The 20,661-nt window shown below is 63.4% G+C and carries 21 protein-coding genes; 7 read left to right on the top strand and 14 right to left on the bottom strand.

Going from position 1 to position 20,661, the window contains the following annotated elements; genetic code table 11:
• Positions 1-55: 55 nt before the first annotated feature.
• Positions 56-292 carry a hypothetical protein gene (locus NKK52_RS16770; RefSeq protein ID WP_023683739.1) on the bottom strand — a complete coding sequence of 79 codons (237 nt, stop codon included), beginning with the start codon at positions 290-292 and terminating at the stop codon, positions 56-58.
• Positions 293-952: 660 nt separating this feature from the next.
• Between NKK52_RS16770 and NKK52_RS16765 the strand changes: the two genes are divergently transcribed.
• Positions 953-1,891, top strand: coding sequence for a diacylglycerol/lipid kinase family protein (locus NKK52_RS16765; protein ID WP_023683740.1), 939 nt, complete (start codon positions 953-955; stop codon positions 1,889-1,891).
• Between the two features lie 92 nt (positions 1,892-1,983).
• Here NKK52_RS16765 and NKK52_RS16760 read toward each other — a convergent pair whose 3' ends face one another.
• Genes NKK52_RS16760 through NKK52_RS16750 form a run of 3 tightly spaced genes read right to left on the bottom strand, consistent with a single transcriptional unit; the run spans position 1,984 to position 5,725 of the window.
• Positions 1,984-2,901 (bottom strand): NAD(P)-dependent oxidoreductase, encoded by a 918-nt coding sequence (locus tag NKK52_RS16760; protein WP_023683741.1) that lies wholly within the window; start codon positions 2,899-2,901, stop codon positions 1,984-1,986.
• Positions 2,898-4,112, bottom strand: coding sequence for a mandelate racemase/muconate lactonizing enzyme family protein (locus tag NKK52_RS16755; RefSeq protein WP_023671997.1), 1,215 nt, complete (start codon positions 4,110-4,112; stop codon positions 2,898-2,900). The genes NKK52_RS16760 and NKK52_RS16755 overlap by 4 nt, the downstream gene beginning before the upstream one ends.
• Positions 4,109-5,725, bottom strand: coding sequence for a GMC family oxidoreductase (locus tag NKK52_RS16750; protein WP_023683742.1), 1,617 nt, complete (start codon positions 5,723-5,725; stop codon positions 4,109-4,111). Before NKK52_RS16750 ends, NKK52_RS16755 begins: the two co-directional genes overlap by 4 nt.
• Before the next feature lie 223 nt (positions 5,726-5,948).
• On the opposite strand from NKK52_RS16750, the gene NKK52_RS16745 reads away from it, so the two are divergent.
• Complete coding sequence (locus NKK52_RS16745; RefSeq protein WP_023671995.1) at positions 5,949-6,344, top strand: acyl-CoA thioesterase; 396 nt, start codon at positions 5,949-5,951, stop codon at positions 6,342-6,344.
• Between the two features lie 500 nt (positions 6,345-6,844).
• On the opposite strand, the gene NKK52_RS16740 is transcribed toward NKK52_RS16745, so the two are convergent.
• Positions 6,845-7,213 carry a winged helix-turn-helix transcriptional regulator gene (locus NKK52_RS16740; RefSeq protein ID WP_023683744.1) on the bottom strand — a complete coding sequence of 123 codons (369 nt, stop codon included), beginning with the start codon at positions 7,211-7,213 and terminating at the stop codon, positions 6,845-6,847.
• A gap of 89 nt (positions 7,214-7,302) precedes the next feature.
• Here NKK52_RS16740 and NKK52_RS16735 point away from each other — a divergent pair, with 89 nt between their 5' ends.
• Positions 7,303-7,908, top strand: coding sequence for an NADPH-dependent FMN reductase (locus tag NKK52_RS16735; RefSeq protein ID WP_023671992.1), 606 nt, complete (start codon positions 7,303-7,305; stop codon positions 7,906-7,908).
• Positions 7,909-8,073: 165 nt separating this feature from the next.
• On the opposite strand, the gene NKK52_RS16730 is transcribed toward NKK52_RS16735, so the two are convergent.
• Positions 8,074-9,369, bottom strand: a complete 1,296-nt coding sequence (locus tag NKK52_RS16730; RefSeq protein ID WP_023683745.1) for a glucoamylase family protein — start codon at positions 9,367-9,369, stop codon at positions 8,074-8,076.
• A 258-nt stretch (positions 9,370-9,627) separates the two neighbouring features.
• Between NKK52_RS16730 and NKK52_RS16725 the strand changes: the two genes are divergently transcribed.
• Positions 9,628-10,506, top strand: a complete 879-nt coding sequence (locus tag NKK52_RS16725; RefSeq protein WP_050587011.1) for a DMT family transporter — start codon at positions 9,628-9,630, stop codon at positions 10,504-10,506.
• Between the two features lie 28 nt (positions 10,507-10,534).
• Here NKK52_RS16725 and NKK52_RS16720 read toward each other — a convergent pair whose 3' ends face one another.
• The gene (locus NKK52_RS16720; protein WP_023683747.1) at positions 10,535-11,845 is read right to left on the bottom strand and encodes a hemolysin family protein; all 1,311 of its coding nucleotides are present in this window, start codon (positions 11,843-11,845) and stop codon (positions 10,535-10,537) included.
• A 70-nt stretch (positions 11,846-11,915) separates the two neighbouring features.
• Positions 11,916-12,623 (bottom strand): LssY C-terminal domain-containing protein, encoded by a 708-nt coding sequence (locus NKK52_RS16715; protein ID WP_286440051.1) that lies wholly within the window; start codon positions 12,621-12,623, stop codon positions 11,916-11,918.
• A 112-nt stretch (positions 12,624-12,735) separates the two neighbouring features.
• On the opposite strand from NKK52_RS16715, the gene NKK52_RS16710 reads away from it, so the two are divergent.
• Positions 12,736-13,455: a gamma-glutamylcyclotransferase gene (locus NKK52_RS16710; RefSeq protein ID WP_023683748.1), complete on the top strand. Its 720-nt coding sequence runs from the start codon at positions 12,736-12,738 to the stop codon at positions 13,453-13,455.
• 20 nt (positions 13,456-13,475) lie between these two features.
• On the opposite strand, the gene NKK52_RS16705 is transcribed toward NKK52_RS16710, so the two are convergent.
• From NKK52_RS16705 to NKK52_RS16695, 3 genes are all read right to left on the bottom strand, one after another.
• Positions 13,476-14,264, bottom strand: coding sequence for an extensin-like domain-containing protein (locus tag NKK52_RS16705; protein ID WP_023683749.1), 789 nt, complete (start codon positions 14,262-14,264; stop codon positions 13,476-13,478).
• Between the two features lie 132 nt (positions 14,265-14,396).
• Positions 14,397-15,473: an extensin-like domain-containing protein gene (locus NKK52_RS16700; RefSeq protein WP_023683750.1), complete on the bottom strand. Its 1,077-nt coding sequence runs from the start codon at positions 15,471-15,473 to the stop codon at positions 14,397-14,399.
• A gap of 198 nt (positions 15,474-15,671) precedes the next feature.
• Positions 15,672-16,097 carry a DUF3775 domain-containing protein gene (locus tag NKK52_RS16695; RefSeq protein WP_023683751.1) on the bottom strand — a complete coding sequence of 142 codons (426 nt, stop codon included), beginning with the start codon at positions 16,095-16,097 and terminating at the stop codon, positions 15,672-15,674.
• A 229-nt stretch (positions 16,098-16,326) separates the two neighbouring features.
• Here NKK52_RS16695 and NKK52_RS16690 point away from each other — a divergent pair, with 229 nt between their 5' ends.
• Positions 16,327-16,863, top strand: a complete 537-nt coding sequence (locus NKK52_RS16690; RefSeq protein WP_023683752.1) for a tetratricopeptide repeat protein — start codon at positions 16,327-16,329, stop codon at positions 16,861-16,863.
• Between the two features lie 288 nt (positions 16,864-17,151).
• The gene (greA, locus tag NKK52_RS16685; RefSeq protein ID WP_023683753.1) at positions 17,152-17,625 is read left to right on the top strand and encodes a transcription elongation factor GreA; all 474 of its coding nucleotides are present in this window, start codon (positions 17,152-17,154) and stop codon (positions 17,623-17,625) included.
• A 23-nt stretch (positions 17,626-17,648) separates the two neighbouring features.
• On the opposite strand, the gene waaC is transcribed toward greA, so the two are convergent.
• The 3 genes from waaC to rfaD are packed head-to-tail and all read right to left on the bottom strand — an operon-like array spanning position 17,649 to position 20,550.
• On the bottom strand, positions 17,649-18,623 hold the full coding sequence (gene waaC / locus NKK52_RS16680; RefSeq protein ID WP_023683754.1) for a lipopolysaccharide heptosyltransferase I: 975 nt from the start codon (positions 18,621-18,623) through the stop codon (positions 17,649-17,651).
• Positions 18,620-19,627: a lipopolysaccharide heptosyltransferase II gene (gene waaF, locus NKK52_RS16675; RefSeq protein ID WP_023683755.1), complete on the bottom strand. Its 1,008-nt coding sequence runs from the start codon at positions 19,625-19,627 to the stop codon at positions 18,620-18,622. Before waaF ends, waaC begins: the two co-directional genes overlap by 4 nt.
• On the bottom strand, positions 19,600-20,550 hold the full coding sequence (gene rfaD, locus NKK52_RS16670; RefSeq protein WP_023683756.1) for an ADP-glyceromanno-heptose 6-epimerase: 951 nt from the start codon (positions 20,548-20,550) through the stop codon (positions 19,600-19,602). Before rfaD ends, waaF begins: the two co-directional genes overlap by 28 nt.
• Positions 20,551-20,661: the final 111 nt, after the last annotated feature.

The raw sequence follows: 20,661 nt of genomic DNA, 5'->3' as shown, positions 1-20,661 counted from the left end.
GCGCCTGCTTCGAACAGCGCCGGCAGCACGATGTGCAGCTTGCGCACGGCGACGATCAGCCCGGTGCGACGGGTGGCCGGATCGATCGGAACGGTTGGCTGAACAGCGCCCGGGCGCCTTCGGGCGGAGCGAAGTCTGCCGCCGAAAGCACGGTGAGCATGATCGCGTCGTTGCCACCGATCTCGACGAAGGACACGCCTCTGTCGATCAGGCGCGGGATCATGTCGGTGAATTGCTGACCGCGCCTGGTGATGAAGATGGTGCCGTCAGCGCCGAAATCGCGTTCCAGCAAAGTATCGGCTTCTTACGCGTCGCTTCGCCGACCGGACCCTTGGCCCAAAAGACAGTCGGCGCCGGGATTTCTCCCAGCGCCTCCCTGTCAGATCAGGACACGGTCGCGGCAGCAACTTCCGTGAAGTCGTCGCGCCATGCCGGCCTTGATTTTGACGGTCCTGCCAGTCACCGCCCGAGGGCAGTGCCCGTTCCAGACCACGCCGTTCTCCACCCTTGCGAGCTTCGTTCGGCGCGCCATCGAAGGTTTTCGCCGTCCTTCATGGCAGCATCGGTCCGCCGTTGGCGTTCGCACGCTTTCCGCGGCCCCGTAGGTCTCGGCATCCGTCCCTCGAACAGGCAAGCCTGCTCTCGCTTCGGGCCGTACGGGCCTCAGGAAATCCGCCTTTTCGCTTTGCCTTTCGGCGTGGCGATCGGTAGCCGCCTGAGATGGGCTAAACTTACGCTGGGTAAGGGTTTTGGGGAATGGGCGTGAGCCTGTGGATAACGGGATTATCGGGGATCGTTTGCCACAAAGCTCGGAATTTCGACTCCAGCTGCATTAGACAGCCCGCCCGCTTTTTGGCGCCTGATCGGCTGTGCCCCTTGCTCCGCCGGCTGGCGCGGGCTTCAATGCCGGCAAAGCATCAAGCCTATCGGCTCGGTGCGGGGAGGGTGCGCATTGAAAGTCGGGGTGGTGCTCAATCCGATTGCCGGCGGCGGCCGGCTGAAACGGCATTGGCCGGAGGTGGCTGCTTCGCTGAAAAAGCATTTCGGCGAATTCGAGCTGCGCGAGACGCAGGCCGAGGGCGACGCCGAAAGGCTGGCGCTCGACCTCGCGGCAAGCGGCTTCGAGCTGGTGATCGCGGCCGGCGGCGACGGCACCGCCAGCGAAGTGGCCGACGGATTGCTGCAGGCTTTCGATGAGAGCGGCCGGACAACCGAACTTGCCTTGCTGCCTTGCGGCACCGGCATCGATTTCGCGCGCGGGCTCGGGCTGCCGAAAGAGGTGGATGCGGTGCTGAAGCGGATCGCCGAAGCCAAGGCGCGCAAGGTCGATGCAGGGCGCATCTGCTACATCGACGACCATGGCGCGCTGGCCAGCCGGCACTTCATCAATATCGCCAGCCTCGGCCTATCCGGCGCCACGGACCGTGCGGTCAATGCCGACAAGCGCAAGGGCAGGATGTCGGCCAAGGCGCTGTTTTTCTGGCGCACCGTGGTCGAGTTCATCCGCTACCGCTTCCAGGACGTCAGGATCACCGTCGACGATGGCACCCCGGTCGAGGCGCGCATGGCGCTGGTGGCGGTCGCCAACGGAAAGTTCTTCGGCGGCGGCATGATGATCGCCCCGGACGCCGAACTCGCCGACGGCCAGTTCGACATCGTCATCCTGCGCGCGGCCGGCAAGCTGAAGCTGATCTGGGATATTCGGCTGCTCTATGGCGGCCGGCACCGCAACCATCCGGCCATCACCATATTGCGTGGCCGGAAAGTGGTGGTCGAACCTATCGGCGATGTCGAGAAGAACGGCGCGCTGGTCGACATAGATGGCGAGTCGCCGGGGCGTATACCCGCGACGTTTGAGATCCTGCCCGGAGCGCTGACGCTGAGATATTGAATCAAGGCGTTGAGGGATTGATTCAGGTGGTTTGAGCGGCGATTCCGGCGAACCGGCCAAAGGCCTGAAATCGCAGGACATATTTACCCGGCTTAGCTTTCCAGCTTGGCTGGGAAACCGGGCGCGCGCAGATCCATGTCGACGGCATCCTCGAGCAGTTTGACGATCTGGGTCGACCAGGCGCCGCCGCCATATTCCTGTTTGCCCATCAGGAAAATCTCACTCACAAGCGGCGCCAGTTGGAGTGGCAGTCTGAACTCTCTGCCCATCGCAAGCGCAAAGCCGAGGTCCTTCAGTGCCAGGTCCATGGTGAAGCCAATGTCGTAGGAGCCGTTGAGGATGAGCTGGCTTTCGGTCTCATGGACGAAGCTGTTGCCGGAGGAGGCGACGATGGCGTGGTAGGATTGCGCGAGGTCGAGGCCGCCTTGCTTGGCCAACATCAGCGCCTCGCCGGCGGCGACGAGATGGATGAAGGCCAGCATGTTGGTGATCACCTTGATCACCGCCGCGGAGCCGACCGGACCCATCAGGAACGACTTTGCGCACATCGCTTCGATGGCCGGACGATGGCGCTCGTAAAGCGCAGCATCGCCGCCGACAAGCGCGGTGATCTTTCCGACCGCGGCCAGATGCACGCCGCCGGTGACCGGGCACTCCAGCGTCTCGATGCCTTTGGCCGCGGCGAGGGCGGCGAGGCGCAGGATCTCGTCGCGGCCGTTGGTCGACATCTCGATCCAGGAGCCGCCCCTGGGCAGACCCTCGAGCAGGCCGCCGGCATTAGCCAGCACCGCTTCGCTGACCTTGGGCGAGGGCAGGCAAGTAATGGCATTGCCGGCCTGTGCCGCCGCTTCGGCCGGGCTGGTCGCGGCCGTGGCGCCGAGCGCCACGAGGCGCTCGACGGCGGCGGGGTCGCGGTCGAAGACGATGACGACAAAACCGTTGCGCAACAGGCTGGCGGCAAGGTTGCCGCCGAGATGGCCAAGGCCGATGAAGGCGTAGCGTTCGCTCACGGCATCAGCGGCGTTTGCATCATCTGCAAATGCAGGTCCTTGCCGGTGTAGGGATGCGCGTCGCAGACCGCTTCGTCCAGCTCGACGCCGAGGCCCGGCTCCTTCGATGGAATGACATTGCCGTCCTGCCATTCGATCTTCTTCTTGAGCAGTGTCGCGTGGAAGCCGTCCCACTGCTTCAGCGATTCCAGGATGAGGAAATTGGGCAGCGTCACCGCCAGCTGGATGTTGGCGGCCCCAACGATCGGCCCACAATAGCAGTGCGGCGCGATCTGGATGTGGTATGCCTCGGCCATGGCGGCGATCTTCTTGGTTTCGAGAATGCCGCCGGAACGGCCAAGGTCCGGTTGCAGGATGGTGGCGGCGCGGTTCTCGATGATTCGGGCGAATTCGAACTTGGTCGTCAACCGCTCGCCGGTGGCGATCGGGATCGACGTGCCTCGCGCCACCTGAGCCATCACTTCGGGCATGTCGGGCGGCACCGGCTCTTCGAACCACAAGGGATCGTAGGGCTCGATGGCGCGTGCCATGCGCAGCGCACCCGATGCGGTGAACTGGCCATGCGTGCCGAACAGAATATCGGCGCGGGTGCCGACGGCTTCGCGGATCGCCTTGACCATGCGGGTGGAGACATCGATGTCGATCAGGCGCGGCTGGTGGCCGTCGAAGGCGGTGTAGGGGCCTGCCGGGTCGAGCTTGACGGCGTTGAACCCCTGCTCGACATATTCGAGCGCGCAGGCGGCCGCCAATTCGGGGTCATTGTAGACGTTCCGGCCGTCCGGCGCGTCCTCCGAATGGACGCTGCCGGTGTGCGGATAGAGATAGGTGTAGGAGCGCAGCGTCTCGTGCACCTGGCCGCCGAGCAGTTTGTAGACCGGCTTGTCGGCTTCCTTGCCGACAATGTCCCAGCAGGCCATTTCCAGCGCCGAGAAACAGCCCATGCCGGTAACGTCGGGGCGCTGGGTAAATCCTGAGGAATAGGCGCGGCGGAAGAAGGTCTCGATGTCATGCGGATCGTGGCCGATCAGGTAACGCTCGGCCATGTCCTCGACCAGCTTCGCTGTTATGTGAGCCGAGAAGGTGGCGTTGTAGGCCTCGCCGTAACCGACGACGCCGCCATCGGTGGTCAGCTTGACGAAGATGAAATACTTGCCGCCGATGCCGGGCGGCGGGTTGCCGACTACCCAGGTCTTGACGTCGGTGATCTTCATTTTTGGTCCTCCAGAACCAGTTCGGCGCCCTTCCATCCGGTCATGACCGAGGCGGCGTTGGTGTTGCCGGTGATGTTGGCGGGAAAGATCGAGGCGTCGATGACACGCAGACCTGCGAGCCCGTGCACTTTCAGGCGCGGGTCGACGACGGCGGCCCCGGCGCCCGGCCCCATGCGGCACGTCGAGACCGGGTGATAGACGGTGCCTGAGCGCTTCCTGAAATCCTGGATCAGATCGGCATCCGATTGGATCGATGGGCCCGGCAAAACCTCCTCAGTGATGATCTCGGCCATGGCGGGTATCGAGGCTATCTTGCGCACGAATTTCACCGCCGCCAGCATCTCGTCGACATCGGCGTTGGTGGAATAGGCGTTGGCGACGATCCTGGGATAGTCCAGCGGATTGCTGGAGCGGATCATGATCTCGCCGCGGCTGGACGGGCGGCAGTTGGAGAGGCCGATGGAAAAGCCCGGCCACGGATCCGGCGTCAGGATCGGCCGCTCGCCGCTCTTCGGAATGACGGTCGAGAAAGCCTGGAAATAAAGCTGCATGTTGGGGCGCGAAAACGCCAGGTCGGTTCGGAAGAAGCCGCCGCCATGGTTCATCGACAGCGACAGCGGGCCGGAGCGGGTGAGGATGTACCGCATGCCGACCAGCAGCTTGCCCCACCAGGGCCGCAGGATTTGGTTGAGCGTCGGCACGTTTCCCTTGAAGGTATAGTTGATGCCGACATGGTCCTGCAGATGCGCGCCGACATTTTCGTTGCCGTGGACGACCGGGATGCCAAGCCCCTTGAGCAGTGACGAGGGGCCGACGCCGGACAGTTGCAGCAGCTGCGGCGAGTTGATCGAACCGGCGGACAGGATCACCTCGCGGCCGGCCCGCGCCGTCTTGGTCTCGCCGTTCTGCAGATATTCGATGCCGACGGCTCGCTTGCCCTCGAACAGGATTCTGGTCGCCAGCGCATTGGCTTCGACGCGCACATTCGCGCGCTTCATCGCCGGGCGCAGGAAGGCGCGCGCGGCCGACATGCGGCGGCCATTCCTGGTCGAGATCTGGTAGACGCCGACGCCTTCCTGGGCGGCGCCGTTGAAGTCAGGGTTGAGCGGCAGCCCAGCCTGCTGGCCGGCTGCGAGGTAGCGCCTGGTCAGCGGATGGACGGCGTTCGTCGTGTCGGTGATATGCAGCGGCCCGCCGGTGCCGCGCCATCTGTCGGCGCCGGCCTCATTGTCCTCAAGCGCCTTGAAGCCCGGCAACAGATCGTCATAGCCCCAACCGGGATTTCCGGCATCGCGCCAGTCGTCAAAGTCCTCGCGCGCGCCACGGATCCAGACCATGGCGTTGATCGAGCTGGAGCCGCCAAGCAGCTTGCCGCGCGGCCAATGGTCGACATTGCCGGCAAGGCCGGGGTCCGGCTCGGGCTTGTAGTTCCAGTTGACCGCCGGATCGAAGAAGGTCTTGCCGTAGCCGAGCGGCATCTGGACATAAAAGCGGCGGTCGCTGCCGCCGGCCTCCAGCACCAGCACGGAGAAGCGGCCCGAAATCGACAGCCTGTCGGCCAGAACCGAGCCGGCCGAGCCGGAGCCGACGATGATGAAGTCATAAGTCTGCATGATTGGTGTTGGCGGCTCCGCAAAACTGAGCGCAGCCTATCCGCGACGGCTTGGCCGCGCCCCTGCGGCTTCCGGCATGGCTTGTGAAAAAAGCGACCGTGAGACGCCTGGTCGGAAAAGCCACCATGGAACCGACATTGCGCCGGGAGCCTCGCCCGTCGCGTTGACCTCTTGGGCCCGTGACGCTACGGGATCAAGGGCTATCGCTTTAGGGGAATCTCGGATGGTGCATTACGCGGACGGACGGCCGATCGGCGATCTGACCTTGCGTACGCTCGCCATGCCGGCCGATGCAAATGCGGCCGGCGACATCTTTGGCGGCTGGGTGATGGCGCAGATGGATCTTGCCTGCGGCATCCGTGCGGCCGAGCGGGCCAAGGGCCGCGTGGTGACGGCGGCGGTCAAGGAAATGTCCTTCGCCAAGGCGATGAAGATCGGCGACACGCTGTGCATCTACACCCATGTCGAGCGCGTCGGCCGCACCTCCATGACGCTCAAGGTCGAGGCCTGGGCGCAACGCTACCTCTCCGACCTGATGGAGAAGGTCACCCACGCCGATTTCGTCATGGTGGCGCTGGATAGCGACGGCAAGCCGAAGCCGATTCCAACCGAAAGTTGACATCGTCGATTCTGCCAAGCTTGCGCTTATGTAACATCCCCCGCGCGGGCGATGCGCTGCGCGACATCCAATGGTTGCCTTCACATCCGATTCTGCGGGCGGCGGAGGGAAGACAATGCGTCAACACATGCTGAACGGCTGGCTCGTGGCGGCCCTCGTCGCGGTGATCTGCCTGCTTGGCACGACCGCTTATACCGAGATCAGGAAAGAGCTTCCAAGCGTTGCCTGCACGCACGACCGGACCGTTGGCAACGAGCGGACTGCCCAGCGGTCTGCAAGGGTAGAGACGTGCGGCGCAGTGTGTTGCAGCAACCCTGCGTCAAAGGCCTGAGGGCCCGTCAGCGGAAGACCTCGTCAGCCTCAAAATGATGATGCGCCGGCGAACGAAACGCTGCAGCTATGTCGCGATGGCGCGACCAACGATGCCAGGGCGGATCCAGTTAAACCCGGGTACGCGTCGTCGACGGCAAAATCCGTAAACTATTGCTGGGCAACGGTTTTCAGGCGTGCACGCCATCGAATCTTTCACGCGCCGCCTGGACCCGCGAGGTGTTCTTCCGCGCCCATTCGCCGAGCGCGCCGACCGGCACCAGCAGCTCATGGCCGAGCTCCGTCAGCTCATAGTCGACGCGTGGCGGGATGGTCGGGAACACGGTTCGGGTGACGAAGCCGTCGCGCTCAAGACCGCGCAAGGTGGTGGTCAGCATCTTCTGCGAAATGCCGCCGACAGCGGCGCGCAACTCATTGAAACGCAGCGGTCCGCCGCCCAGCTTGCCGACGACCAGAACGGTCCATTTGTCGCCGACGCGCTGCAGGATTTCCGAGACGGCGCGGCAGTCTTCGGTGTTGTGCGGGTGCCTCAGTAACATAACGGTGCCTCCTTGCGCTGCCATTTGTCAGTATCTCATATAGCGCCGGTATCCAAACGATACCAGCTTTTGCATATATGGAGAGCCCCATGTCCAAGCCCAAAATCGCCATCGTCGTCGGTTCGACACGCGCCGCGCGTTTCGCCGATGTGCCCGCCCAGTGGATCGCCAAGATCGCGAAATCTCATGCCGACATCGACGTCGAGACCGTCGACCTGCGCGACTGGCCGCTGCCCTTCTTCGACGAGGTCGCCTCGTCCGCCTGGGCGCCGTCGCAGAACGAAGTTGCCCAGCGCTGGCAAAAGAAGGTCGCCGAGTTCGACGGCTTCATCTTCACCGCCGCCGAATACAATCATGGCCCGACGGCCGTGCTGAAGAACGCCATCGATTACGCCGCCAATGAATGGAACAAGAAGCCGGCCGGTTTCGTCGGCTATGGCAGCGTCGGCGGCTCGCGCGCTGTCGAACATTTGCGTCTTGCCGCGGTCGAATTGCAGATGGCGCCGGTCAAATCCGCCGTTCACATTGCCTGGAGCGATTTCCTGGCGGTGCGCCAGGGCGAGAAGAAGCTCGAGGAGATCGAGCATCTGAACCAGGCTGCCACGGCGCTGGTCAACGACGTTGCCTGGTGGGCCCGCGTGCTCAAGGCAGCGCGTCAGGCCGACGCGATTGCCGGCGAAGCCCAGGCGGCCTGAGCCTTATCCTCCCAAGGATCGATGATTTTTCCAAAGGGCGGCGTTTGCGCCGCCCTTTTTCATTCACGTGAAGAGGCGCTCTCGGCTCCCTTGGCCGGATGGTGGAGTCGGACCGGCAAGGTCGCGCTGATGCCTTGACGATCCCGCGCGAAGGATCGCCGCCTGTCACAGCCACCCGCTGGAAAACCCGGCCCGGCGCAGTCCTGTGGTGATGGCCGGCACGCGGCGCATCAATCGCCACAGGAAGTCGGACCGGTAGTTCTCGATCATCAGGGCGATCGGCCCCTGGTTGATGCCGACATGGTCCGGCGATACCCAACCGCAGGCGCGGCCGTCGTCGGCAGCGATCGTCGGGTTGAAGCTCGCGGTGAAGCCGTAAGGGTTGCCGTCGCGCAGGTCCATCTCGTGGAAATGGCGCAGCGCCGGCAGCACGATTTCCGGCGCAAAAGGCAAGGAGGCGATTGCCGCCCATGGCGACAGCGTGCCGTCATCGGGGCCAAACGGTGCGCCGCGGGCGAGATAACCGAAGAAGCGGCGTCCATCGGCTCGCCGCGCGATCGGACCTGGGCCGTCGCTGGCGGTGACGCCCCAGCAATTCTCGCCATAGCCCGCGAACCCCCTCGGATTGCGGATTGCGTAATCGCGCTGCAGATACGTCGCCTGGCGGCTGTTTTCGAAATAGTCGCTGTCGTGACCCTGCATGAAAGCATCGCGGATGTCGCGAAAATCGATCCAGATATGCGAGAACTGGTGGATGAAAAGCGGGCCGGCATAGACCATCTCGCGGCCGTAGATTGTCTTCCACTTATAGGTGGACAGCCAGGCCGCGTAGCTCTCGGGCGGCAGCGAGTGGGTCGGCGAACCGAGACCCAGAACGTACAGGATCAGCGCCTCGTCAAATCCTTCCCAGCGGTAGCGCAGAAAGCCTTTTCCAGGCCGCCAGCCATGGGTGACGGTGGCGCCGCCGTTCTGCGCCCAGCGCCAGTCGGCACGGCGGTAGAGCGCATCGGCAAGCTTGCGGATTTCCAGTTCGAGCTCATCGTCCTCGTCGAAATAAGCGCCGGCAGCCAGAACACCGGCAAGCAGAAGTGCGGTATCGATCGTGGACAGTTCGCAATTCCAGACGCGGCGGCCGGTCTTCATGTCGAGGAAATGATAGTAGAAACCCTTGTAGCCGGTGGCATCGGGCTCCGGCCCGTGCGGGGCGTTCCAGAAGAAGCGAAGCGTGGCGAGCGTCCGCTCGATTGCGGCATCGCGCGTCATGAAACCGCGCTCGACACCGACGGGATAGGACGACAAAGCGAGCCCGACAGCGGCTATGCTGGCAGGCGACGTTGGCGTGTTGCGGTCGGCGACCAGGCCGTTGGCAGGGTTGGCCTCGTTGAGAAAATACTCGAAGGACAGGCGCTGGATATCTTGGAGAAGCTCGTCGTTTAGCGCGTGTTCGTTCGATGCATCCATGACAATCGATATAGAGGCTTTGGCTGCTTTTGCCATTCTTCCAGCGGATCAATCATGGGTGAGGGCAGGCTGGGGCCGATAGCGAAAGGCGCTGCCAACGCACCGAATTCAAATCGAGGGGCTGCGAAGATCGGTTGGACCGCCATATGCACGGCCCTGCCATCTGGCCTGTCCGTCCTCCCCTGATATATCCGGCTGCGATCCATCACATGAGCATGCCCCGTGAAGTCACCCAGCCTGTCAGGCGTCGTTTCCCCCATGACCCCGGTGCTGGTCTGTGCACTTGCGATCTTCCTTCTGTCCGCCATGGATGCGGCGATGAAAATCCTGGTCATCGCCGTCGGTGTCTACAACACGGTGCTGTGGCGAAGCATGCTTGCGAGCGTGGTCGCGGGCACGGCCTGGGCGGCGGGGCCGCGTTCCCTTCCCACGCCTTCCGTGCTGCGGCTACACGCGCTGCGCGCCGTGATCGTGGGCATCGTTCTGCTGTCGTTCTTCTGGGGCCTTGCCAGATTGCCGCTAGCGGATGGGATCGGGCTTAGTTTCGTCGCGCCGCTGTTCGCTCTCCTGCTGGCGGCGCTGCTTTTGGGCGAACGCATACAGCGCCAGGCGATCTGGGCGTCGCTGGCGGGCATCGCCGGCGTCGTCATCATCATGGCCGGACAGTTCGGGCAAGGGAACTATACCGGGGATGCCCTGCTTGGCACGGTGGCGGTGCTCGCATCGACGGTGTTCTACGCCTACAATCTGATCCTCTCGCGGCGGCAGGCGCTGGTGGCCAAACCAGTCGAGATCATGCTGTTCCAGAACCTGTGCGTTGCCGCCGTCCTTCTCCCCGCCGCTCCCTGGCTCGCGGTTGCCCTGCCGGGCAATCTCTTGCTTCCACTGGCCGGGGTGACGGCGCTGTCGCTCTCCGGCCAGTTCCTGATGAGCTGGTCCTACGCGCGGGCCGAAGCGCAATATCTAATCCCGACGGAGTATTCCGCCTTCATCTGGGCGATCGTGTTTGGCTGGCTGTTCTTCGACGAGGCGGCGACCTGGACCACGCTGGCTGGAGCGGCCCTGATCGTGGCCAGTTGCCTGATCGCCTCGCGCTCCAATCCGAAGCTTGCCGAACCGATCGAAGCCGCGGTCTGAGGGCGCTATTCGCTTTGACGGCAGAGCGTCAACGCACCACTTCGCGATGGCCGCTGGGCAGCCGGGTGGCGATCAGCTTGTCGATGCGGCGGCCGTCGAGGTCGACGACCTCGAAACGCCAGCCTTGCGCGTCGACGCATTCGCCGGTCGCCGGCAGATGGTGCATGTGCGACAGCACATAACCGGCGACGGTCTCGTAATCGCGATTTTCCGGCAGGTCGATACCGAGAACGTCAGCCATCTCGTCGGCTTGCATGTATCCCGCGAGCAGCCATGAGCCGTCCTCGCGCTTGACGGCGTTTTCCTCGTCGCCGGCGTCGGTATCGGCCCGGAAGACGCCGGTGATGGCCTCGAGAATGTCGGCAGGCGTGACGATCCCTTCGAAATGGCCGTATTCGTCATGCACCAGCGCCATCGGCACGTCGGATTCCTTCAGCTTCTGCAGCACATCCAGCGCGTCGGCCTGATCGTAGACGATGGGGGCGGCGCGCACATGCTTGCGCGGATCGAGTGCGCGGCCGGCAAGCAGGGCGGCCAGCACGTCGCGCGTCTGAACAACGCCAACCATGACGTCGACGCCGCCATCGCCGGCCGGCAGGCGCGAATGCTGGGTCTCCATCAAGAGCTTGCGGATGGCACCCTCATCGGACTGCAAATTGATCCAGTCGACCTCGGTGCGCGGCGTCATCACGGCGCGCACGGCGCGATCGCCGAGCCGCATGACGCCGGCGATCATGCGCCGCTCGTCAGATTCGATGGTGCCGTGGTGCTCGGCCTCGGCGACCAGCATCTTGATCTCTTCGTCGGTGACTTTTTCCTCGCTCTCGCCGCGCTGGCCGAGCAACCACAATATGGCGCGGCCGGAAATGTCGAGCAGGAACACCAGCGGCGCCGAGACGGTGGCGAGGATGGTCATCGCAGGCGCCGCGCGGGCCGCAACACGCTCGGGATCGCGCAGCGCGATCTGCTTGGGCACCAGTTCGCCGACGATCAGCGAGAAATAGGTGATGATCGCAACGACAATGCCGACGCCGAGCGGATCGGCGATGTTTTCGCGCATGCCGGTCGAGGCCAGGTACACCGACAGCCTGTCGCCCAGCGTGGCGCCGGAGAAGGCGCCTGACAGCACGCCGACCAGAGTGATGCCGATCTGCACTGACGACAGGAATTTGCCGGGATTGGAGCCGAGCGTCAGCGCACGCCCGGCGCCATTGACGCCCCGGTCGATCATCGCCTTGAGCCGCGCCGGGCGCGACGACACGATGGCGAGCTCGGACATCGACAGAAGGCCGTTCACACAGATGAGGACGACCACGGTGGCGATTTCGACGTATAGCATCAGGGCTCAATAGCATTGCGGCGGGCCGCAGGAAAATAGTCCGCGATGATTTTTGGAAAATGACAGTGGTTCAGGGGAATTGCCTGAGCACCCCGACAACAGCCTTGCCGTCGGTGAAATAGGGATCGCCGCCGCCGTTGCGTCCGGTCCTGGTGGCGCCGATGCCCGGGATGTCGCTCACCGAGATCACCATGCCGGCCGCCGACAGGTCGTGGATCACGAGATCGCGCTCGGCGTCGATGTCAGGGGCGATATGGTGGGTGATGGCGCCGGTATCGTGGCTGAGACCAACGCCGCGGTCGAAGCTGGCCGAGCCCATCCAGAGCGTTCGGCCGTCGTCGCCGGTCGCATCGCTGCGCCAGAAGCGGACATGATGGCGCCGGTCGGCGCTGCCGCCGACCGGCTTTTCGAAGGCGAGATCCTGGGCGCGGCCTTCGAACAGCAGCCGGCTGACCGGGGCGTCAGGATAGGGATGGTCGAACAGCACGCTCTCACCGATTTCGATCGCGGTCTTTAGCGTCACGCCATCGGCCGTATCCCATCCGGCCATGGCGAAGGCATGGACCATCTCTTTTTCGGTACCGACAAGGCCGATATTGATCGGGTCGCCCGGAATGCCTTGCGGCGTGTGTGTCACCATCTCGAAAGTCTGCGTGCGAAAGCCGCGGTCGCGAACCGTCCAGAATTCCGGCGCAGCGACATAGGCGAGGGCCAGCCAGACCGCCAGAAGAGCGGCGAGCCAGGTCAATGCGCGTCGTTGCAGGCTTCGTCGGCTCATGAAAGCGGCTCGATCCGTGCGGTATCTGTGCCTGACGGACCCTGAAAATCAATGGCCAGCGGCGAGCAGCCGTTCTATCGTCGGCCATCGTTTTTGCGTGGGGTGAGCAGCAATGGATAAGAAGCCGGTGGGTCGCAGCTCGATGGCATTGACCGCGGACCTTGTCGCAAGGGTCGAGCGTGTCGAACCGGATGCGGGTCCCGAGCCCGGAACAACCGAGCATACGGACGCGGAGTTCGATAGTCTTGTCGAGCAACTTCTGTCGGAGCATCGGCCTGAAGCGCTATGGGTCTTTGCCTACGGGTCGCTGATCTGGAACCCCGAATTCGCCCATGTCGAGCAGCGCCCGGCCACGGCGCCAGGATGGCACCGCTCGTTCTGCCTGACGCTGACCCGTTGGCGCGGAACCCGTGATTTGCCGGCGCTGATGCTGGCGCTCGATCGAGGCGGCAGCTGCAACGGCATCGTCTATCGGCTGCCCGCGGAAGACCATGTCGGGCAACTTGGCCAGTTGATGCGCCGCGAGATCGATGCCAACCCGCCGACTAACGTGCCATGCTGGATCAAGGTCAAGACCAAGGATGGGCCGTTGCGGGCCTTGGCTTTCGTCGCCGCGCCAGACGGCAGGGCCTATGCGGGCCGGCTGCCATTGGAGCAGGTTGCCGACACGCTGGCGCGGGCTGCCGGGCATTGGGGCTCGTCGGCTCAATACCTGTTCCGAACCGTCAGCAAGTTGGAAGAGAGCGGTATCCGCGACAGGAACCTTTGGCGCATCCAGGATCTGGTGGCCGAGCAAATCATCGCTTCCACCGGGAACGCCAATCCCGACTGATTTCTGAACGGTGAAACGCCTTAGCGGCAGGCGCGGTAGCCGCTTTTGCGGTTCTTGATGTCGAAATGGAAATGGTTGCGGTGATCGTAATTGTAGCCGGGACCGAGCACGGTGGTGAAATACTGGCAGCCGTCGGCGCGCACATTGTTGAGGAAACCGCGGGTGCGGAAGGCAAACAGGCCGGGCTTGCGCACGTCGATGTCGTCGCCGTTGTTGAGCTCGATGCTCATGACGTCGAGGGCGTTTCCCTTGCCGTGCTCGGACAGGACTCCTTCGCCGGCGATGTTGCGGCAGGAATAGCTTGAGCCCTGGTGGATGGTCTTGACGCCCGAGAAATAGCGCCAGCGGGCGGAAGGAACCAGTTCGTTGCTGGTCCAGGCGGCGAAACTTGCGGCCATGTCGCAGGTCAATGTCGCGGCGGGCTTCATCTGGATGCCGCCGATGGCGGAGACCTTGACCGGCCAGTCTATGCCGCACTGTCCCTCATGGATCGGCTGGACATCGGTGTAGACGACGCGAAGGCGCTTCAGCTCGCCACGGCAATCGGTTTCGCTGGCCGGCATCTGCTGCGGCTCCGACATCGGCTCGTCCATGCGCGGATAGGCGGCAGTCATATAGGGATTGGACGGGACGAGCTTCTGCATGCCTTCATATTGCGGCACGGCCGCGGTCTGCGAGCCGACATCGACGGCCGGCTGCAGCGACAGCACGCTGCCAGTGTTGCAAGCCGAAACGGCGGCCAGCGCAAGACCGGTGGCCAGTATCGCTGCGCTTTTTGCCTTCGCGGCGGCGCGAAATATTGCGGCCATGGGCGGAATCCTGTCCTTGATCGATGGGATTTTAACGATCAAGGGTAAAGGAAAACTCAGCGTCCACGTTCATGCCTGCGGCCGAAATGCGGCAGCCAGACCATCACCGGCATGACGATCACTGGAGGGCCATTACTGGCAGAAAGTGCCACCATTCCGGCGCGGTTCGAGATCGAGATGGAAATGCAGGGAATGGTCCGGGTCCGCGCCCGGCCCAAGCACGGTCTTGAACGGTCCGCAGGCGGCCTTGCGCACCGCATTGAGGAATTTGCCGTCCTTCTCGGGCGGCGTTGGACCGACTTCGACCTTTCTGCCATCCGACAACGTGAAGCTGGCAATATCGAGCGCATTGCCGAAGGCATGTTCCGACAGATGGCGCGTGCCGTTGCGCGGCCGGCAGACAAAGGCCGATGCCTGGTTGATCGATTTCAGGTCGGCGCCGAACTCGGCTTTCGCCGCAGGCTGGATGATTTCGGCGGCAAAGCGGGCTGCCGCCTCGGCCATCGGGCAGTTGAGTTCGGTCGTGGGTCCGATGGCGATGGATTTTCCGAGCGACTTCAGCACCAGGGGATAGGGGATCGAGCAGCCGATGTCGGGATTGCTTTCCGCCTTATGCTCCTCGAATTCGACACCAAGGGCCATCAGCCGCTCGCGACAGGCGACTTCCGCCGCCGGCATTTTTGCATCGGGCACTTCGGCCGAGCGCGCATCGGGCAGCATCTTCTTGTCGCCGGCATCGGGTTTTTCAGGTGGTTGCGGGGCAACGGCCGGCGGCTGAGCTTCAGGTTCCGAAGTGTCTGGCTTTTGTGTCGGAATCGGCGCCGCGGCCGGCGGCTCGGGCTCGCTTTGCCTATCGGTCGACGGCTTCGGGGCTGACGGTCCGGGCCGCGCCTGCTTTTTAAAGCGGGACTTTTCTTCGTTGAATCGATCGTCATTGGACCGGTTGGGCGCGCCAAGGGGGTTCGGACCTTCGGCCTTTTGCTTTTCGATCGGTGCCGCGCCGGTCTTCGGCGCCTCTGAAGGACGCGCCTCGGGCAGCGGGACAACGCGCGAGGGCTGCACCGGAACATCGGCGGGCGAGGGCTTTTTATCCGGGGTCTTTTGTTCCACCTGCTTTGGCGTGATGTGCCGCTTTGGACTGGGCTTCTGGCGGTGCTTACTGCGCGGCTTAGGATGCGAGTCGACCCGCGGTGAAAACAGCTGCTCCAACCGCTGTGACAGCGGCGTGTAATGCTTCTTGCGCTGTTTGGCGTCGGCTTGCGTCAGCAGGGGCGTCAGCAGCAGAGCCGTGACGACCATGACCAGTGCAACTCTGCATGTTCGGGAAAGTACAAGCGACCCCATCCTCCTCAACGGCGCGAGCGCCCGGAGGTTGCCTGCGGCCCATCACGAACGGTAACCACGCCGTTACGCGCCAATCGCTTCCAGCCCTTCTTCCAGCCAGTCGGCCAAAAGCGGCATGCCGAGCAGGTATTTCGCCGTGCGCTTGTTGGCGCGGTCGCGCGCGGCGGCAACCGCATCGGACCATTCCGCTGCGTCATAGTCGCCGCGGCCGACCCAGGCCAGCGCGATCAACTCGGCCGCTTCGTCGACGTTGAGGTCGTTGATCAGCTCGCGCAGCTCTTCCTCGGTGAGGTCTTCCGCGCTTTCCTCCGCCAGACCGTCATGGTGGTGATTGGCATGTGATTCACCATCGAGCTCGACCTCATGCTCGGCACCGTCGGCATAGTCTTCGTTGACGGCAGCACTCAGTCCCTTTGCCTTGAGAATGAACAGGCGCACGGTGTCCGGGCCGATCGATAGCTCCCATTCCCGCTCACGGCGCTGTTGCACTCTCGGGCACCCCCGCTGATCATTTCCGGAATGATAGCGGATTTGCAGCGCGCGTCACGTCATGTTCTGATCCCTGGCTCCCGCCTTTGACCGAATTCAGGTTAGGCACGGCCGCACAAATAGTTTCGGCGGCTGCGGGTTTCCGGGATGAAAAGTCTGCATCCCGGCGTTAGCTTTTCATTATCGTCATTATCCCTCAAGATCGTCATTATCCCTCAAGGAGGCTTCGATGCATAAAAGAGTGTTGATCCAGGCGGCTGCGGCGCTTGTGGCGCTGCAGTTCTTTGCGGTTCCGGTGTTTGCGGCCGGCGGCGGTGGCGGTGGTACCGAGACCACCACCCAGTGCAAGAAGGGGCAGGTCTGGGACAAGAAAAAGCAGAAATGCGTCGCGCCGAAGTACGGCATGCTGGACGACGACAACATCTACGATGCTGGTCACGACCTGGCCATGGCCGGGCGTTATGATGAGGCGATCGCCGTGCTCAGCCTTGCCGCCAACAAGCAGGATCCACGCATCCTCAACTATCTCGGCTATTCGCATCGCCATTCCGGCCGTGTCACCGTCGGCCTCGGCTATTACGAGGAAGCGCTCCGCATCAACCCGGATTACACGCTGGTGCGCGAATATCTCGGCGAGGCCCATCTGCAGATCGGCGATCTGGCCGGCGCCCAGGCGCAGCTGGCCGAGATCGAGAAGCGGACGGGCAAAGATTCGCGCGAATACGGCATGCTGGCCGAACAGATCTACCATTTCATGAGAAGCTGACCCCACCCCAACGGCTTCTCTGGGCCGGCTGCGAGCAATCGCAGCCGGTTTTTGTTGTCGCAACTGCAACACGCTGCACATGCCGTGACGGCAATTGCGCAAGTCGGCTCATGATTTTTCAAAAAGCCTGCTTTTTCAGCGTGAAAAACGCGCGAGGATCGCTATATTGGGGAAAATTGCGGTGAAACGGTTCCGTTAGCCCGAGGCTGCCGGACCCGTTTTCTTTTTATACCCATCGACAAGGCTTTCCCCGAAATGCGGGGGTGGCGGCAGGAAAGGTCAGGCATCATGAACAAGGTCCCGATGACAGGCGAGGGGTTCGCGTCATTGAAGGAAGAACTGCGCTGGCGCCAGCAGCAAGAGCGGCCGCGTATCATCGAGGCGATCTCCGAAGCGCGCTCGCATGGCGACCTGTCCGAAAATGCCGAATATCATGCCGCCAAAGAGGCGCAGAGCCTCAATGAGGGCCGTGTCAACGAACTGGAAGACTATATTGCTCGGGCCGAGGTGATCGACGTCACCAAGCTTAGCGGCGACAAGGTCAAGTTCGGCGCCACGGTGGTGCTGGTCGACGAGGACACCGAGGAAAAGAAGACCTACCAGATTGTCGGCGACCAGGAAGCGGATGTGAAATCGGGCCGTATTTCGATCTCCTCGCCGATCGCGCGCGCGCTGATCGGCAAGGAAGTCGGCGACGCCATCGAGGTCAACGCCCCCGGCGGCGCCAGGGGTTATGAGATCGTCCAGGTGCAATTTATCTAGCACCTCAGAATTGCTGGAAGGTCCTATGCCGAAGCTTGGAGCTTAAGGGCTAATAGCTTTTCTGCTTCCGGCACCACCTGTGCCGGCATGAGGCGCTCCCCCGCTGCGGCCAGCAACGTTGAGGCATATTGCCCGCGCGGGCCGGTCAAACCCGGCTCGGTCGCCAGGAACACCGCGACCGTCGGCAGGCCGAAGGCGCTGGCGAGGTGGGTCAAACCGGTGTCGGCGCCGATAACCAGCGTCGAGCGGCCAAGGATCGCGGCAATGTCTGCCAGCGGCGATCTCGGCACCACGATCGTTGACGGCACGGCTTTCGAGATCGCCTTGGCCACCGCCTTCTCACGCTCGTTCGACCAGGTGGTGACCGGCGTCATTCCGCTACCAACCAGCAGGCGAGCCGTTTCGATCCAGTCTTCGGCGGGCCATTTCTTGTCCTCGCGGCTGGTGCCGTGCAGCAGGAAGGCCGTCTTGCCGTCAATGCCGGCCAGGCCGCCGGGAGGCGGCACAATCCCGGATGCGAGCGCCGAAAGATCGGGCTCGTAGCCGAGCGCCAGCCCGAACAGCCGGCGCGTGCGTTCGATGGCGTGCAGGTTGCGCGGCACGGCGTATTTGCGCTGGTAAAACAACGTTGCCGAGGGCTCCCGCGCGCTTGCGCGGTCGAAACCTGCGATTGGTGCCGCTGCCTGTTTCGCCACCAGGGCCGATTTCAGCAGCCCCTGCGCATCGATGACGAGGTCGTACTCGCCTGCTTGCAGAGCGCGGCGCAAGCTTGTCGCCTCCCGCCATGTGCCGGCGTTGAACAGATGCTTGCGCCAGCGCCGGATGGCGACGGTATGGATCTTTGCTATCGCCGGATGCAGCGCGACGATGCCGGCAAAGGCCTCTTCGACGCACCAGTCGAAGGCGATATCGGGGCGCTTGCGGCGTGCATCTTCGACGGCGGGGAAGGTGTGGATGACGTCGCCCATCGAGGAGGTCTTGACGATCAACACCTTCATGCGGCGGCCGGGAGTTCCAGCAACCTGTCCGCCGCCGCTGCCACTCGGGCAACGTCCAGCGTCTTCAGGCAGTTGAGGTGGCCGAGCGGACAGACCTTCCGGTGGCAGGGCGAACAGGACAGATGCAACCAGATCAGTTCGCGCTGTTCAGCCAACGGCGGCGTGTTTTCCGGCGAGGTCGAACCGTAGACGGCAACGACCGGCGTGCCGACGGCGGCCGCGACATGCATCAGCCCGCTGTCGTTGGACACCGCCAGCCTGGCCGCGGCGATCAGGTCGATGGCGTCCTCCAGCCGCGTCTTTCCTGCCAGATCGACGACACCGGGCGCGAGTGCTGCGATCTCGGCGGTGACGTCGCGATCGTTCTTCGAGCCGAACAACGCGACCTTGAATCCTTTCGCCATCATCTCTCTGGCGAGGCCGGCATAGCTTTCGCTAGGCCAGCGTTTGGCCGGACCGAATTCGGCGCCGGGCATCATGGCGACGAATTTTCCCGGCTGAAGTGCGAAGCGAGCGAGCAGCTCTTTCTGATTGCCGGCGTCGACAGTGAGCCGCGGCGGCCGGAAATGTCCGCCTTGGGCGAGGCCAAAATAGGCCTGCGCGGTGTGCCGTTTGACGGCATCTGGCAGCGGCAAGATGTCGGTCAGCAGGCCATAGCGCATTTCGCGCAAATTGCCGAAACGGCGCGGAATGCGGGCAAAGAACGGGATCAGCGCCGATTTCCAGCTACCCGGCAGGACGTAGGCCATGTCGTAGCGGCCGCGCAGCAGGCGGCCGAAGCGGCGGCGAATGATGAATTCAAGCGCGCCGGGTTGCAGCGGGAAATCGATCTGCTGGCGAATCTCGGGCATGCGCTTGACCAGCGGGGCCGCCCAGGCCGGGGCAAGCACGTCGATGGCGGCGTTGGGATGGAGCTCCTTCAATGCCGAGAACAGGCACTGAGCCATGACCATATCGCCCACCCAGCGTGGGCCGATCACGAGGATCGTTGGGCTTTCAGCCATTCGACATAGTCTCTGACGCCAGTTTCCACGCTGCGGAATTGCCCATTATAGCCGGCTGCGCGCAAGCGGGACATATCAGCCTGGGTAAAACTCTGGTAGCTGCCCTTGAGGTGATCGGGGAATTCGATGAACTCGATCTCGCCCTGGCCCAGCGTATCGATCACGGTCTCGGCAATGGCGCGGAACGGCTGGGCGCGGCCGGTGCCGCAGTTGAAGATGCCGCTCGAGCCGCGCTTCCACAGCCACAGATTGACGTCGGCGACATCGCCGACGTGAATGAAGTCGCGGCTTTGTTCGCCGGGGCCGAAGCCGTCATGGGCGCCGAACAGCTTTGGGTTTTCGCCGCGCCCGACCTGATTGAACAGATGGAAGGCGACCGAGGCCATGGCGCCCTTGTGCGCCTCGCGCGGGCCATAGACGTTGAAGTAGCGCAGGCCCGCGACCTGCGAATGATCGGTGTCGAACACGGTGCGCCTGACATAGTCGTCGAATAGTTTCTTCGAATAGGCGTAGACGTTGAGCGGCCGCTCAAGTGCGGGATCCTCGCGAAACTCCGAACCGCCGCCGTAGACGGAAGCCGAGGAGGCATAGAGGAACGGTATGCGCAGCGAAAGACAGCCATGCAGCAAGCGCTTTGAGAAGGCGTAGTTCACGTCCATCATGAACTTGCCGTTCCATTCCGTGGTGGTCGAGCAGGCGCCCTGGTGGAAGACGGCCTCGACGCGGCCTAGGTCGCCGGCTTCCAAGGTGGCCAAGAATTCGTCCTTGTCGAGATAGTCGGCTATCTGCAAATCGGCCAGGTTGGCGATCTTGTGGCCGTCGGTGAGGTCGTCGACGACGAGGATGTCATCATGGCCTTCGGCATTGAGTGCGGCGACGATGTTGGAGCCGATCATGCCGGCCCCGCCCGTGACGATGATCATGAAGGCCTCTGGTTGCTTGCGTTTCCGGTCCTTATAAGGGAGGGCAGCCGGGCTGTCGATGAAGCACCACGACGCCATAGTGAGACCGCGGAGCGGCCCGCTTTATTCGAG

This window comes from Mesorhizobium sp. C277A (assembly GCF_040324395.1).
In the GTDB taxonomy this organism is placed as follows: Bacteria; Pseudomonadota; Alphaproteobacteria; order Rhizobiales; family Rhizobiaceae; genus Mesorhizobium.
The sequence above is the reverse complement of the archived record's forward strand: the minus strand, read 5'-3'. Positions and strand labels throughout refer to the sequence as shown.

Excerpts from the sequence above, each read along its gene's own strand:
- NKK52_RS16725 (WP_050587011.1), top strand. The coding sequence starts at position 9,628 with ATGACCCCGGTGCTGGTCTGTGCACTTGCGATCTTCCTTCTGTCCGCC.
- NKK52_RS16715 (WP_286440051.1), bottom strand. The coding sequence starts at position 12,623 with ATGAGCCGACGAAGCCTGCAACGACGCGCATTGACCTGGCTCGCCGCT.
- greA (WP_023683753.1), top strand. The coding sequence starts at position 17,152 with ATGAACAAGGTCCCGATGACAGGCGAGGGGTTCGCGTCATTGAAGGAA.
- waaF (WP_023683755.1), bottom strand. The coding sequence starts at position 19,627 with ATGGCTGAAAGCCCAACGATCCTCGTGATCGGCCCACGCTGGGTGGGC.
- NKK52_RS16755 (WP_023671997.1), bottom strand. The coding sequence starts at position 4,112 with ATGAAGATCACCGACGTCAAGACCTGGGTAGTCGGCAACCCGCCGCCC.
- NKK52_RS16730 (WP_023683745.1), bottom strand. The coding sequence starts at position 9,369 with ATGGATGCATCGAACGAACACGCGCTAAACGACGAGCTTCTCCAAGAT.
- NKK52_RS16745 (WP_023671995.1), top strand. The coding sequence starts at position 5,949 with ATGGTGCATTACGCGGACGGACGGCCGATCGGCGATCTGACCTTGCGT.
- NKK52_RS16735 (WP_023671992.1), top strand. The coding sequence starts at position 7,303 with ATGTCCAAGCCCAAAATCGCCATCGTCGTCGGTTCGACACGCGCCGCG.
- NKK52_RS16705 (WP_023683749.1), bottom strand. The coding sequence starts at position 14,264 with ATGGCCGCAATATTTCGCGCCGCCGCGAAGGCAAAAAGCGCAGCGATA.
- NKK52_RS16750 (WP_023683742.1), bottom strand. The coding sequence starts at position 5,725 with ATGCAGACTTATGACTTCATCATCGTCGGCTCCGGCTCGGCCGGCTCG.
- NKK52_RS16710 (WP_023683748.1), top strand. The coding sequence starts at position 12,736 with ATGGATAAGAAGCCGGTGGGTCGCAGCTCGATGGCATTGACCGCGGAC.
- waaC (WP_023683754.1), bottom strand. The coding sequence starts at position 18,623 with ATGAAGGTGTTGATCGTCAAGACCTCCTCGATGGGCGACGTCATCCAC.
- NKK52_RS16720 (WP_023683747.1), bottom strand. The coding sequence starts at position 11,845 with ATGCTATACGTCGAAATCGCCACCGTGGTCGTCCTCATCTGTGTGAAC.
- NKK52_RS16740 (WP_023683744.1), bottom strand. The coding sequence starts at position 7,213 with ATGTTACTGAGGCACCCGCACAACACCGAAGACTGCCGCGCCGTCTCG.
- NKK52_RS16690 (WP_023683752.1), top strand. The coding sequence starts at position 16,327 with ATGCATAAAAGAGTGTTGATCCAGGCGGCTGCGGCGCTTGTGGCGCTG.
- rfaD (WP_023683756.1), bottom strand. The coding sequence starts at position 20,550 with ATGATCATCGTCACGGGCGGGGCCGGCATGATCGGCTCCAACATCGTC.